Source organism: Streptomyces lanatus (genome assembly GCF_014655715.1).
Taxonomy (GTDB): Bacteria; Actinomycetota; Actinomycetes; order Streptomycetales; family Streptomycetaceae; genus Streptomyces; species Streptomyces lanatus.
The window spans coordinates 468451-482447 of the sequence record NZ_BNBM01000005.1; the positions used below are offsets into that span (position 1 = coordinate 468451).

At 70.6% G+C, this 13997-nt stretch carries 10 protein-coding genes and 1 riboswitch; all 10 genes read right to left on the bottom strand.

Annotated features, from left to right (window positions below; all coding sequences use genetic code 11):
* Positions 1–23: 23 nt before the first annotated feature.
* Positions 24–770, bottom strand: coding sequence for a precorrin-2 C(20)-methyltransferase (cobI, locus tag IE325_RS17000; RefSeq protein WP_190070742.1), 747 nt, complete (start codon positions 768–770; stop codon positions 24–26).
* Positions 755–2212, bottom strand: a complete 1458-nt coding sequence (locus tag IE325_RS17005; RefSeq protein WP_190070743.1) for a cobyrinic acid a,c-diamide synthase CobB — start codon at positions 2210–2212, stop codon at positions 755–757. The genes cobI and IE325_RS17005 overlap by 16 nt, the downstream gene beginning before the upstream one ends.
* Positions 2209–2808: a cob(I)yrinic acid a,c-diamide adenosyltransferase gene (cobO, locus tag IE325_RS17010; RefSeq protein ID WP_190070744.1), complete on the bottom strand. Its 600-nt coding sequence runs from the start codon at positions 2806–2808 to the stop codon at positions 2209–2211. The genes IE325_RS17005 and cobO overlap by 4 nt, the downstream gene beginning before the upstream one ends.
* A complete protein-coding gene (locus IE325_RS17015) occupies positions 2808–4799 on the bottom strand; it encodes a putative cobaltochelatase (RefSeq protein WP_190070745.1) in 1992 nt (663 codons plus the stop codon). The genes cobO and IE325_RS17015 overlap by 1 nt, the downstream gene beginning before the upstream one ends.
* Positions 4796–8452: a cobaltochelatase subunit CobN gene (gene cobN / locus IE325_RS17020; protein WP_190070746.1), complete on the bottom strand. Its 3657-nt coding sequence runs from the start codon at positions 8450–8452 to the stop codon at positions 4796–4798. Before cobN ends, IE325_RS17015 begins: the two co-directional genes overlap by 4 nt.
* Positions 8449–9960: a cobyric acid synthase gene (locus IE325_RS17025; RefSeq protein WP_190070747.1), complete on the bottom strand. Its 1512-nt coding sequence runs from the start codon at positions 9958–9960 to the stop codon at positions 8449–8451. Before IE325_RS17025 ends, cobN begins: the two co-directional genes overlap by 4 nt.
* Positions 9957–10898: a cobalamin biosynthesis protein gene (locus tag IE325_RS17030; protein WP_190070748.1), complete on the bottom strand. Its 942-nt coding sequence runs from the start codon at positions 10896–10898 to the stop codon at positions 9957–9959. The genes IE325_RS17025 and IE325_RS17030 overlap by 4 nt, the downstream gene beginning before the upstream one ends.
* Positions 10899–10997: 99 nt before the next feature.
* Positions 10998–11143: riboswitch (cobalamin riboswitch) on the bottom strand.
* 388 nt (positions 11144–11531) lie between these two features.
* Positions 11532–11753: a hypothetical protein gene (locus IE325_RS17035; RefSeq protein ID WP_190070749.1), complete on the bottom strand. Its 222-nt coding sequence runs from the start codon at positions 11751–11753 to the stop codon at positions 11532–11534.
* A gap of 40 nt (positions 11754–11793) precedes the next feature.
* A complete protein-coding gene (locus tag IE325_RS17040; RefSeq protein WP_190070750.1) occupies positions 11794–13029 on the bottom strand; it encodes an inorganic phosphate transporter in 1236 nt (411 codons plus the stop codon).
* A 153-nt stretch (positions 13030–13182) separates the two neighbouring features.
* Positions 13183–13941 (bottom strand): lysozyme, encoded by a 759-nt coding sequence (locus IE325_RS17045; RefSeq protein WP_190070751.1) that lies wholly within the window; start codon positions 13939–13941, stop codon positions 13183–13185.
* Between the last annotated feature and the right edge of the window lie 56 nt (positions 13942–13997).

Consider the following 13997-nt stretch of genomic DNA (forward strand, 5'->3'; position numbering starts at 1 on the left):
TTCGTGATTGAGGGGGCGAGGCGTCAGAGCTTGCCGCCGCGCCCGCCGTCGCGCGGGGCGGGGGCGATGAGGGTCGAGAGATAGGGGAGGGGCGTGTCGTCGAGCTCGTCGGCCGAGCGGATGGATTCCCCCACCAGCCCCAGCGCCGACCCCCACACGGCGTCACCGATCCGCCCGGTCTCCCGCAGCGCCTCGGCAACCTCGGCGGCCTGACGTCCGAACTTGTAGGCGACGACGGTTCCGGGGCCGCTGAGCGCCTCTTTGAGCACTGTCGCCCCCGCCGTGACGGGCACGAGGGTGAGCGGCTCGGTCCCCTCGGTGAGCACGGCACCGGACCGCGCGGCGAGGTCCTGCATGGCGGTGATGCCGGGCACGGTCTCGATGACGGTGCCGGGCGCCAGCTCGCCGATGGTCTGGGCCAGGTAGGTGAAGGTGGAGTAGACGTTGGGGTCGCCGATGGTGGCGAAGGCGACGGTGCGGTGCTCGCCGAGCAGCTCGGCGACCCGCGCACCGGCCGCGTCCCAGGCGGCCTCGCGGCGCCCCTGGTCGGTCCGCTCGTTGAGCGCGAACACGACCCGCACGACCTTCTCCACGGGCACGTAGTGCAACACGGTCGCCTCGGCACGCCCCCGCTCCCCCGTGTCCATCACGGGTACGACGACGACATCGGCGCCGCGCAGAGCGTTGACGCCCTTGACGGTCACCAGCTCCGGATCACCGGGACCCACCCCGACTCCGACCAACCTGCTGCTGCTCATGACGTCCGGCACCTCTCCACGAACCGACGGGCGACACCGGGCTGCGACGCCCAGTGCGTGTGCAGATAACTCGCGTGCACACCTTGTTGTACGAAACCTTCGACCCGCGGGGAGGGGGAGCGCATGCCCCATGCGGGAGCGGCCCCAGCCCCGGGCTCCACGACCGTCCGGTGGAACTCGTGCCCCCGCATACGGGTCCCGGCGGCGGCGAGCGAACTGTCACTGACGGCGACGGCGTCCCGATACCCGAGCGTGAGCCGTCCGGTCATCCGAGCGCTCGCGTCCAGCACCCCGCACATGGGCTGCCCGTCGAGCTCACGGCAGAGATAGAGCAGTCCGGCACACTCGGCGGCGATGGGCGCGTCGAGGCCGGCGACAGCCTTCCGCAGCGGTTCATTGGCGGACAGCTCAGCGGCGTACACCTCGGGAAACCCGCCACCGATGACCAACCCGCGCGTGCCATCGGGGAGTTGCTCGTCCCGGAGGGGATCGAAGGGGACGACTTCGGCCCCGGCGGCGGTGAGGAGTTCGGAGTGCTCGGCGTAGGAGAAGGTGAAGGCGGGCCCGCCGGCGAGGGCGACTCTCACTGTTGAGCCCGGGTAGGCATCTTTCAGCCCGTCCGGCGTTTGAGGACGAGGCCCTTCGGGCCGAAAGCGGGGGTCTGGGGGCGCAGCCCCCAGGTTCGGGACGGGAAGGGGCGGCGGGGGCGAAGAAGCCAAGACCTCCCCCGCATCCCAAGCCGCACAACCCAACGCCCCCGCACTCCGTGCCAGCCCCAGCAACCCCTCCAGATCACACCCGGCACGCACCTGCTCGGCCATCGCAGCCACCGCCTCCACAGCGGCAGCCCGCCGCTCGGCAACCGGCACCAACCCCAGATGCCGAGAAGGCGTATCCACCTGAGCCACCCGCCGCAGCACCCCCAACACGGGCACCCCGACCGACTCCAACGCCTCCCGCAACAACTCCTCATGCCGATCCGAAGCGACCTTGTTGAGGATCACACCCCCAACCCGAACCTCCGGATCCCAGGACACAAACCCATGCACCAACGCCGCCACGGACCGCGACTGCGACGACGCGTCCACAACAAGCACAACCGGCGCCCGCAACAGCTTCGCGACCTGCGCGGTGGACGCCAGCTCACCCTCCCCCGCGGCCCCGTCGTAAAGCCCCATGACGCCCTCGACGACAGCGACATCACATCCACGCGCCCCATGCAGAAACAACGGCCCAACCCGCTCCGCCCCACACAGATACGCGTCGAGATTCCGCCCCACCCGCCCGCTCGCGAGCGCGTGATACCCGGGGTCGATGTAGTCCGGCCCGACCTTGTGCGGAGACACGGCGAGCCCCCGCGAGGCGAACGCGGCCATCAGCCCCGTGGCAACGGTGGTCTTGCCGCTCCCGGAGGAAGGCGCGGCGATGACCAGCCGAGGGACGGAAGAGTTCACCACTCGATGCCCCTCTGCCCCTTCTGCCCCACGTCCATAGGGTGCTTGACCTTGGACATGTCAGTAACAAGATCCGCGAAGTCGACCAGCTTCTCGGGCGCGTTCCGCCCGGTGATCACGACATGCTGGGTCCCGGGCCGATTCCGCAGCACGTCCACGACCTCATCGACATCGATCCACCCCCAGTGCATCGGATAGGCGAACTCGTCCAGCACGTACAGCTGATACGTCTCGGCGGCGAGGTCCCGCTTGACCTGCTCCCAGCCTTCGCGGGCCTTCTCCTCGTTGTCCATCTGCGAGTCCCGCTGAACCCAGGACCAGCCCTCGCCCATCTTGTGCCAGTCGACGGACCCGCCCTCACCGGAGTCCCCGAGCACCCGCAGCGCCCGCTCCTCCCCGACCTTCCACTTGGCCGACTTCACGAACTGGAACACCCCGATGGGCCACCCCTGATTCCAGGCCCGCAGGGCGAGCCCGAAAGCAGCGGTCGACTTCCCCTTGCCCACCCCCGTGTGCACCACCACCAACGGCCGATTACGACGCTGACGAGTAGTCAGACCATCGTCCGGCACGACACTCGGCTGTCCCTGCGGCATTACGCGGCCCTCCTCTGCACGTCCTTCACCAGCCCGGCGATCGAGTCAGCCCGCAACTCGTCCAGCGTCACCGCCGTACCGCCCAGTTCACCCGCGAGCTGCCCCGCGAGCCCCAGCCGCACGGGCCCCGACTCACAGTCGACGACCACAGACGCGACACCTTCCGCGGCGAACAACCGAGCAGCCCGCCCCGCAAGCACCACCGGCTCGGGCCCACCCGTGGCCCGCCCATCCGTGACCAGGACCACCAGCGCCCGCCGCGCCGGATCCCGCAGCCGCTCGACCCGCAGCACCTCATGAGCCTTCAACAGCCCCGCAGCAAGCGGCGTACGCCCGCCAGTGGGCAACGACTCCAGCCGAGCCGCCGCCGCATCCACCGAAGACGTAGGCGGCAGCGCCACATCGGCGGCCGACCCCCGGAACGTCACCAGCCCCACCTTGTCCCGCCGCTGATAGGCGTCCAGCAGCAGCGACAGCACGGCACCCTTCACCGCGCCCATCCGCTGCCGGGCCGCCATCGACCCGGAGGCGTCGACGACGAACAGCACGAGATTGCCCTCGCGCCCCTCCCGCACGGCCTGCCGCAGATCGTCCCGGCGCACCACGAGGCCGCGCCCCGACCGTCCCCGGGCCCGCTGATGCGGTGCCGCCGCCTGCACGGTGGCCGCCAGATGCAGCTTGGTCAGCGCCCCCCGGGGCCGCCGGGCGCCCGTGGTCCGCCCGTGCTCGGTCCGCGCCCGCGAACGCCGCCCGGCGGCACCGCCCTCACCGACCCCCGGCACACTCAGCGCCTTCGTCCGGAACGGCTCCGAGGCCCGTACGGGAGTCTGCTCCCCGGCCCCGGAGGCCTGCGGCTGCCCGTCGTCACCGGCCTCGGGAGGCGCGGCCGTGTCCCCGCCCTGAGGGTCACCGTCGGATCGGGGCGGCTGCCCACCCCCACCCCCACCGGGCCCATCGGGATCAGGATCCTCGTCGTCCTCCCCGGAGAACTCCTCCAGGGTCTCGTCGAGCTTGTCCTCGTCGAGTCCCGGCGCGTCAAAGGGATTACGGCGCCTGCGGTGCGGCAGCGCGAGCAGCGCCGCCTGCCGGACGTCCTCCGCCAGCACATCGGTCCGCCCGGCCCACGCGGCGAGCGCGGTCGCCGTCCGCGCCATCACGATGTCGGCCCGCATCCCGTCCACCTCGAACGCGGCACAGGTCGCCGCGATCTGCCGCAGCGCCCCGTCGCCCAGCCGCACCGACGGCAGCAACTCCCGTGCAGCGACGATGCGTTGACGTACGGAGGACTCCTCGTCGGCCCAGCGCGCCGCGAAGGCGCCCGGATCGTCGTCGTACGCGAGCCGCCGCCGAACGACCTCCACCCGCTGGTCCGGCTCCCGCGATGCCGCGACCTCGACGGTCAGCCCGAACCGGTCGAGCAACTGCGGCCGCAGCTCGCCCTCTTCGGGGTTCATGGTGCCGACGAGCAGGAAACGGGCGGCGTGCCGGACCGACACACCCTCCCGCTCGACGTACGACGCACCCATCGCCGCCGCGTCAAGGAGCAGGTCGACCAGGTGGTCGTGGAGGAGGTTGACCTCGTCGACGTACAGGATGCCGCGGTGGGCGTCGGCGAGGAGGCCCGGCTCGAAGGCCTTCACGCCCTCGGCGAGCGCGCGCTCGATGTCCAGCGCGCCGACCAGCCGGTCCTCGGAGGCGCCGACGGGCAGTTCGACCATCCGGGCGGGCCTCGCCTGGAAGGCCCCCGCCTCGTGCGGGCCGTCCGGGCACGCGGGGTCGGGGGAGCCCGGGTCGCAGGAGAAACGGCAACCTGGGACGACCGGGACCTCGGGCATCAGTGCCGACAGCGCGCGTACGGCCGTCGACTTGGCGGTGCCCTTCTCGCCGCGCACCAGCACACCGCCGACCGCCGGTGACACGGCGTTCAGCAGCAGCGCGAGCCGCAGGTCGTCCTGGCCGACAACAGCAGTGAATGGGAAGGGGGTTGTCACTTCTCGTCGCCCTCCAGGTCGCCTTCCAGCTCCAGATACGTGGCGCGCAGCCGCTCCAGCGTGTCGGCGTCCGGCTCGGCCCACAGCCCGCGGTCGGCGGCCTCAAGGAGCCGCTCGGTGATGCCGCGCAGCGCCCACGGGTTGGACTTCTTCATGAAGTCACGGTTCTCGGCGTCGAAGACGTACTCCGCGCTGAGCTTCTCGTACATCCAGTCGTCGACCACGCCCGCCGTGGCGTCGTAGCCGAACAGATAGTCCACGGTCGCCGCCATCTCGAAGGCGCCCTTGTAGCCGTGCCGGCGCATGGCCGCCATCCAGCGGGGGTTGACCACGCGGGCGCGGAAGACACGGTGGGTCTCCTCGCCGAGGGTGCGGGTCTTCACCTGGTCAGGGGTGGCGCTGTCGCCCACGTACGCCTCGGGGCTGGCGCCCGTCAGATGCCGCACCATGGCGACCATGCCGCCGTGGTACTGGAAGTAGTCGTCGGCGTCGACGAGATCGTGCTCACGGGTGTCGACGTTCTTCGCGGCCACGTTGATCCGCTTGAACGCCGTCTCCATGTCCCCGCGCGCCGCCCGCCCGTCGAGCCCGCGCCCGTAGGCGTAGCCGCCCCAGACGGCGTACACCTCGGCGAGGTCGGCGTCGCTCCGCCAGTTGCGGGCGTCGATCAGCGGCAGCAGACCGGCGCCGTACGCCCCCGGCTTCGACCCGAAGATACGGGCCGTGGCCCGGCGCCGGTCACCGTGCTCTGCGGTGTCCTCGTCGGCGTGCGCCTTGACGAAGTTCTGGTCCGCGGGCTCGTCCAACTCGGCGACCTTGCGCACGGCGTCGTCGATCAGCCCGACGACGTGCGGGAACGCGTCACGGAAGAACCCGGAGATACGGACGGTGACGTCGATGCGGGGCCGCCCCAGCTCGCCGAGGCCGATGATCTCGAACCCGGTCACCCGCCGCGAGGCGTCGTCCCACACCGGGCGGCAGCCCAGCAGCGCGAGGATCTCGGCGATGTCGTCGCCCTGGGTGCGCATGGCCGAGGTGCCCCAGACCGTCAGGCCGACGGACTTCGGGTAGTCGCCCGTGTCCTGGAGGTACCGCTGGACGAGGGAGTCGGCGAGCGACTGTCCGACCTCCCAACTCAGCCGGGACGGGATGGCCTTGGGGTCGACGGAGTAGAAGTTCCGCCCGGTCGGGAGGACATTGACCAGTCCGCGCGTCGGGGAACCGGACGGCCCCGCCGGGACATAACCGCCGTCCAGCGCCTTGAGGATGTGGCCGATCTCGTCCGTCGTACGGGCGAGACGCGGCACGACCTCGTTGCAGGCGAACTCCAACACGTCGACGGCGTCGGGGAGTTCGGTGCCGAGGACGTCACGGACGAGTGATCGGCTCTCGGCGACCGCCCAGCCGCGCGCCTCCATCCCCTCCGCGATCCGCCGGCACAGCTGCTCCAGCAGATCGATGGCGTCGGCGGCCGTACGGGACGGGCCCTCGACGAGATCGCTCAGCTCGACCGGGACCTTCACCGGCGCACCGGGCTCGGCCAGCAACTCCTTCTCCACGAGCCCGAAATAGGCGGCGATCGAGGCCCTCAGCCCCGGCAGCGCATTGGCCTGCCCGCCCCACACCTGCGAGGCGCGCAGCACAGCGAGGACGAGATTCACGCGCGGCTCACCGACCGGTCCGCCGCCGAGGATGTGCAGCCCGTCGCGGATCTGCACGTCCTTGATCTCGCACAGATAGCCGTCGATGTGCATGACGAACTCGTCGAAGTCGCCGTCGTCCGGCTGCTCGTCCACGTGGAGGTCGTGGTGCAGTTCGGCCGCCTTGACCAGCGTCCAGATCTGGGCCCTGACCGCCGGCGCTTTCGTCGGGTCCAGGTCCGAGACCAGCGCGTACTCGTCGAGGAGCTGCTCCAGCTTGGCCAGATCGCCGTAGGTGTCGGCGCGGGCCATCGGCGGCACGAGGTGGTCGACGACGGTGGCGTGACCGCGGCGTTTGGCCTGGGTGCCCTCGCCCGGGTCGTTGACGATGAACGGGTAGATCAGCGGCAGGTCACCGAGGACGGCGTCCGGAGCGCAGCCCCCGCTGAGCCCCAGCCCCTTGCCCGGCAGCCACTCCATCGTGCCGTGCTTGCCCATGTGCACGACGGCGTCGGCGCCGAAGGAGTTTTCGAGCCAGCGGTAGGCCGCCATGTAGTGGTGCGACGGCGGCATGTCCGGGTCGTGGTAGATCGCGATCGGGTTCTCGCCGAAGCCGCGCGGCGGCTGGATCATCACGACGACGTTCCCGAACTGGAGGGAGGCCAGCACGATGTCGTCCCCGTCGACGTACAGCGAACCCGGCGGCTCGCCCCACGCCTCGGTCATCGCGTCCCGCAGCTCCTGGTCGAGCTTGTCGAACCACGCCTGATAGTCGGCGAGCGGCACGCGCGCGGGCGCCGATGCCAGCTGGTCCTCGGTCAGCCACTCGACGTCATGGCCGCCCGCCTCGATCAGCCGGTGGATCAACTCGTCGCCGTTGTCGGGATATTCGGTGACGCCGTACCCGGCCGCCTTGAGCGCGTCCAGGACACGCACCGCCGAAGCGGGCGTGTCGAGGCCGACCGCGTTGCCGACGCGCGAGTGCTTGGTCGGGTAGGCGGTGAAGACGAGCGCGAGCTTCTTGTCCTCGTTCGGCTTGTGCCTCAGCCGTGCGTGCCGTACGGCGATCCCGGCGACGCGCCCGGACCGCTCGGGGTCGGCGACATACACGGGAACGTCGTCCGGGCCCTGCTCCTTGAAGGAGAACGGGACGGTGATGAGGCGGCCGTCGAACTCCGGGATCGCGACCTGCATGGCCGCGTCCATGGGGGAGAGGGCGGCATCGGACTCGTCCCAGGCCTGCTTGGACGACGTCAGACACAGGCCCTGGAGGACCGGCACATTGAGCTCGGCGAGCCTGCCGATGTCCCATGCCTCCTCGTCGCCGCCCGCGGAGGCCTGCGAGGCGTGCGTGCCGCCGGCGGCGAGGACGGTGGCGACCAGGGCGTCGGCCCGGCCGAGGATCTCGTACAGCTCCGGGTCCGCGCCGCGCAGTGAACCGCAGTACACGGGAAGGGCGTTGGCGCCCCGCGCCTCGATGGCGTCGCACAGGGTGTCCACGAAGGCGGTGTTGCCGCTGAGCTCATGGGCCCGGTAGAAGAGCACGCCGACGGTCGGCCGCCCTTCGATGAGCGGACGCTCGCCATGGACGCCGTACTCCGGCATCTTCTGCGGCTCCACGAACCCCTCGCCCGTCAGCAGCACGGTGTCGGAGAGGAAGCGGGCGAGTTCGGTGAGGTTGGCGGGCCCGCCCTCGACCAGGTACTTCAGCGCCTCGGCCACCACACCGGCCGGGACGGACGACTCGGCCATCAGCTCGGCGTCCGGCACGGCCTCGCCGCCCAGCAGCACGGTCGGCACGCCCGACGCCTTCAGCTTGGCGAGCCCGTCCTCCCAGGCCCGCTTGCCGCCCAGCAGCCGTACGACGGCGAGGTCGGCGCCGTCGAGCAGCGCGGGCAGCTCGGTCTCGACGTCCACGCGGGTCGGGTTGCCGATCCGGTAGTCGGCACCGGAGGCGGCGCGGGCCGCCAGCAGATCCGTGTCGGCGGTCGACAACAACAACACTGTGCTCATGCGGGCGCTCCCGGTGGAATGAAAGGCAGTCCTTGCGGCGCGCCCGACTCGATGAGCCGCCAGAGCGCGTCCGTGTCCGCGTGCTGTTCGATGAGATCGCCGAGCCGGTCGAGCTGCTCCTCGCGCAGCGCGGCGAACGAGGTGTCGGGGGCCGGCACGAAGCGGCGCCCCGCGGCGGCGGCCACCTCGCGCAGGAAGGCCCGCCGGAAGCCGTCCGACTCCAGCGAGCCGTGCCAGTGGGTGCCCCAGGTCTGGCCGACCCGGCAGCCGTCGAGGAAGGGTTCGCCCCCTGTCACTTCGGCGACCCCGTGATGGATCTCGTAGCCGTCGACCTGCTCGCCGAGGGCTTCCCCCGTCGGCCGGGTGAGGGTCTTCTCCCGGGCGAACCGCACCCGGACGGGGAGGATTCCGAGGCCGATGACCAGCCCTCGCCGGCTCTCGACCTCGTCCTCGATGTGCTCGCCGAGCACCTGGAAGCCGCCGCAGATCCCGAGGATCGGCCGCTGCTCGGCGGCCCTGCGGACAAGGGCGTCGGCCAGGCCGCGCTCCCGCAGCCACTCCAGGGCGCGGACGGTTCCCCGGGTGCCGGGGACCACCACCAGGTCGGCGTCGGCCAGCTCCTCCGGCCGGTCCACGAACCGCACCACGACACCCGGTTCGGCGGCCAGCGCGTCCACGTCCGTGAAGTTGGACATGAGAGGGATGGCACAGACGGCGACCCGGAGCACGTCCTCGCCGACGGGGGAGGAGACCTGGGACTCCCGGACGGCCCCGCGCAGCGACACCCGCAGCCCGTCCTCCTCGTCGATACCGAGCCCGTGTTGGAAGGGAAGAACGCCGTACGTGCGCCGTCCGGTGAGCCCGTGGAGCATGTCGAGGCCGGGTTCGAGGAGCGAGACGTCGCCGCGGAACTTGTTGACGAGGAACCCGGCGACCAGCGCCTGATCCTCCCGCGACAACAGCGCGACGGTCCCGAAGAAGGAGGCGAAGACGCCGCCCCGGTCGATGTCGCCGACGACCAGCACGGGCAGCCCGGCATTCCGGGCGATCCCCATGTTGACGATGTCGGTCTGCCGCAGATTGATCTCGGCCGGAGAGCCGGCCCCCTCACAGATCACCGCGTCATAAGTGCCCCGCAAGTCGGCGAGACAGTCGAGCACGGTCCCGAGAAGCTGCTGCTGCCGTCCCCCGTGGTACCCGCGCGCACTCAGCTCACCGACGGGCTTCCCCATGAGCACGACCTGGCTGCTCTGCTCGCCACCGGGCTTGAGCAGCACGGGATTCATCAGCGCGGTCGGCTCGACGCGACAGGCCTGCGCCTGCATGGCCTGCGCCCGCCCGATCTCGGCACCCTCGCGCGTGACGAACGAATTGAGGGACATGTTCTGCGCCTTGAACGGCGCGACCTTCACCCCCTGCCGCACCAGCCACCGGCAGATCCCGGCGGTGACGACGCTCTTGCCGGCGTCGGAGGTGGTGCCGGCGACAAGAAGGCCACCGCCCGTCATGAGGTACGCCCCTTCGCGATAAGGCGCGCGGCGACACAGACGCCGAGCGCGAGCCAGCCGACACGCTTCGACAGCCGTACGGCCCGGTCGATGTCGTGGACGACGACGGCCCGCCCTCTCTGATTGAGCACGGGCCGGTGCTCGACCCGCCCGCCGTAGGAGAGGGTCCCGCCGAGCCGCACCCCGAGGGCGCCCGCGAACGAGGCCTCGACGGGCCCGGCGTTGGGGCTCGGGTGCTTGCCGGCGTCGTCGCGCCAGGCCCGTACTGCTCCCCGGGGATCGTGTCCGGCGACGGTGGCCAGTACGGCGGTCAGCCGCGCCCCCGGCCACCCGGCCACGTCGTCGAGCCGCGCGGAAGCCCACCCATAGCGCCGGTACTTGGGCGATCGGTGCCCGACCATGGCGTCGAGCGTGTTCACGGCCCGGAACCCGAGAAGCCCCGGCACCCCGCCGACGGCCCCCCACACGAGCGCCCCCACCACCGCATCCGAGGTGTTCTCGGCGACGGACTCGACGACGGCCCGTGCGATCCCGTCCGCGTCCAGCGCCTGCGGATCCCGCCCGCACAGATGCGGCAGCCGTGCTCTCGCTGTTTCGACGTCCCCCGCCTCCAGGGCCCGTCCGATGGCCCGGGCCTCGCGCGCGAGCGAGGTCCCGCCGACGACGGCCCAGGTGGCGACGCCGGTCAGCGCGACGGACGTGAGGGGAGAGGACCGTACGGCACGTGCCGCGAGCGCCCCCACCACCACGGCGCCACCGGCGCACACGACGGTGTGCACCGCACCTCGCGCGCGGTCGTCACGCCACAACACCCTCTCCACGGCCCCGGCGACCCGCCCGAACGCGGCGACCGGATGCCCCCGGCGCGGATCACCGAGCAGCAGATCACCGAGAAGCCCGGCGGCGGCGCCGTACGCGAAGACGCGATCGGCTCGCATCGGCGTCAGCCGACCGTGGGTTCAGCCGCAGGTCCGACAGTGCATCTCGAACGGCAGGCGAGCATCGCGTCATGTCCTCACTCAGGGTGTCCACGCCCTGGTTCGACGAGACCGGCGGCGAGAGTTCCTGGCTCCCGGGGCTTACTACCCCGGTGACAGTGGCGGGACCGCGCCGGATTCACACCGGCTTCCTCTTCTGCCGCCGTACTTGGCCCCGGAAGTCCACCATGGGGTTGGAAGGGGCGTCAACTTGCCGTTGACCTGCGGTGGGGGAGTGTGGAGAACCCCACACCGGGCTGCTGCCCCCAGCACTTGAGGGATCTTCCGCAGAGCCGTTTCCCGCTGGGTCAGTCTCTCCGGTGAACCGCCGTGAAGAGCATTGCGGCCACGCTGTGGCCCGCGTGCGATGAAGCGTCATTTCTGCTGCTTCCGGCGAAAGAACAGCAAGGGGCCGACAACTGATGTCACAGAAGGGCAGCGGCTTCGAACTCGTCAGCGGACTGTGCCGGACGGTGCGGGACCGCTATGTGCAGCTGAGCCGAGGATTTCCCGAGCACGCGAACAGCGAACCGCCCTGCTCCCCACCGTCACGAGACGGAGGAGCAGGGCGGTGAGCGGTCGGCGAGAGCCGCGTCAGGCCACGATCAGATAGATCCCGTACGCCACCGCCGCCGCACACGCCGCGAAGCACGCATACGCCCCGGTGACCGCGAGCCCGGCCGACCCGCCCTGGGCCGAGGCCTTCTCCTGGCGGGACAGGCCGGTGATGCCGAGGGTGAAGAGGCCCACCAGGGCCACGGTGACCACGAGGCTGACGCCGAAGACGGAGCCGAGGGCTGCCCAGTCGATCTTCATGGTTCTTCTTTCGTGAGTGAAGGGGGGAACTGGGAGGGGGTCAGACCGTGGCCTGAGAGGGTGCCGGCTCGGTGGACGGCGGGGCCGGGATCGTCGCGGCCAGCTCCTCGGTCGCCGTGCCCGCCGGGGGCGGGGTGACGGCGGCGATGGCCGTGGTGACCACGCCGGCCGGCTCGTCGGACTCGTTGACGTTGGTGTGGTCGACGACCTCGCGGCGGGAGAGCTTCCAGATCGCGGCGCTGGAGGCGATCAGGAAGACGGCGACCAGGGCCGTGCCCCAGGAGCCGAGGCCCGTCACATACTCCGCGAGCGCGCCGACCAGGGCGGCGGCCGGGAGGGTGAGGCCCCAGGCGACGAACATCCGGGTGGCCGTCGACCAGCGGACGACTCCGCCCTTGCGGCCGAGCCCGGCACCCATCACCGAACCGGAGACGGAGTGGGTGGTGGAGAGGGAGAAGCCGAGGTGGGACGAGGCCAGGATGACCGTAGCGGCGCTGGTCTGGGCGGCGAAGCCCTGCTGCGGCTGGAGGTCGGTCAGGCCCTTGCCCATGGTGCGGATGATGCGCCAGCCGCCGAGGTAGGTGCCGAGCGCGATGGCCAGGCCCGCGGAGAGGATGACCCACATGGGCGGGTCGGAGTCGGGGGCGACGGCGCCGCCGGCGACCAGGGCGAGGGTGATGATGCCCATCGTCTTCTGCGCGTCGTTCGTGCCGTGGGCGAGCGAGACCAGGCCGGCGGAGGCGATCTGACCGGTGCGGTAGCCCTTGGCGGCGGCCTTGCCGTCGGCCTTCTTGCCGAGCGTGTAGGTCAGGCGCGTGGCGAACATCGCGGCGATGCCCGCGACCAGCGGGGCGGCGATCGCCGGGATCAGCACCTTGGTGACGAGTGCGTCGCCGTGGACGGCGCCGATGCCGGCCGAGGCGATGGTGGCGCCGATCAGACCGCCCATCAGGGCGTGCGAGGAACTGGAGGGCAGGCCCACCAGCCAGGTGAGCAGGTTCCAGAGGATCGCGCCGACCAGCGCGGCGAAGATGACCTCGGGACGGATGCCGGTCTCGTCGACGAGACCCTTGGAGATCGTGTTGGCGACCTCCACGGAGAGAAAGGCGCCTACAAGGTTCAGCACGGCGGACATGGCCACCGCGACCTTGGGCTTGAGCGCACCGGTCGAGATGGTGGTGGCCATCGCGTTGGCGGTGTCGTGGAAACCGTTCGTGAAATCGAACGCGAGTGCGGTTACGACCACAATCGCGAGGATCAGCGAGAAGTTTTCCATTTACCCAGGCAATCGTTCGAGGTCATTGGCCGGTCGAACGTAGGTAACCTGAGTGAACTAAAGGTGAACTGAGGGGGGCCGCACGGTGTCCGGAAGCGCCGGAAGGAGAGACCTTCGGTCCACCGCTCGCCGCACGGCCCAGGCGTGGCCCGGCTAGTAGCCTCGGGCGAACTTCCTCAGCTGGGTCATCGAGCCGTTGAAGAGATTTTGATCACCCGGCAGACTGCCGCCGTTGTCGTACTGCCAGAAGGTCCAGAACTGCCACCCGGCCGGCATCGAACCCGCCGTCGAGGAGTTGTAGCGGGCTATCCACAGCGCGTGGCTGGAGGCGAAGGCGCGGCTGGCGCCGGTGCAGTTGTTCCACCAGTGCGTGGTCGTGTAGATCACCGGACGGCGGCCGGTCAGTCGCTTCACCTCGTTGCTGAAGGACTGGATCCAATTGACCATCTTCGCCTTGCTCAGCCCGTAGCACTTGTGCTTGCTGTACGGGTTGTACTCGATGTCGAGAGCGGGCGGCAGGGTCCAGCCGTCCGACCGCCAGGCACCGCCGTTGCGCACGAAGTACGCGGCCTGGGTCGTGCCCGACGACTTGTTCGGTACGGCGAAGTGGTACGCGCCGCGGACCAGCCCGGCGTTGCGGGCGCCGTTGTACTGCTGGCCGAAGTACGGGTTGCGGTAGGTGTGGGACTCGGTCGCCTTGACGTAGACGAACTTGGCGCCCTTCGACTTCGAGCTCTGCCAGTTGACGTTCTTCTGGTGGGAAGAGACATCGTGGCCCTTGGGCTTGCTCGCGGCGGCGGCCGGGATCTCGGCGAGAGCGGTTCCGCTGAGGGTGAGGGCCGCCACGGATATGGCTATGAGTCGGGAGCGGTGACGTGAGCGGTTTCGGGTCGGTTTGTGATCACGGGCCATATTTCCCCCCGGAATGGCGACGTGCACGACAAATCCCCCAGAGATTACTGGAAGAT

Coding starts and splice junctions, on each gene's coding strand:
- IE325_RS17025 (WP_190070747.1), bottom strand. CDS start 9,960: ATGACGGGCGGTGGCCTTCTTGTCGCCGGCACCACCTCCGACGCCGGC.
- IE325_RS17045 (WP_190070751.1), bottom strand. CDS start 13,941: ATGGCCCGTGATCACAAACCGACCCGAAACCGCTCACGTCACCGCTCC.
- IE325_RS17030 (WP_190070748.1), bottom strand. CDS start 10,898: ATGCGAGCCGATCGCGTCTTCGCGTACGGCGCCGCCGCCGGGCTTCTC.
- IE325_RS17035 (WP_190070749.1), bottom strand. CDS start 11,753: ATGAAGATCGACTGGGCAGCCCTCGGCTCCGTCTTCGGCGTCAGCCTC.
- cobO (WP_190070744.1), bottom strand. CDS start 2,808: ATGCCGCAGGGACAGCCGAGTGTCGTGCCGGACGATGGTCTGACTACT.
- cobN (WP_190070746.1), bottom strand. CDS start 8,452: ATGAGCACAGTGTTGTTGTTGTCGACCGCCGACACGGATCTGCTGGCG.
- IE325_RS17040 (WP_190070750.1), bottom strand. CDS start 13,029: ATGGAAAACTTCTCGCTGATCCTCGCGATTGTGGTCGTAACCGCACTC.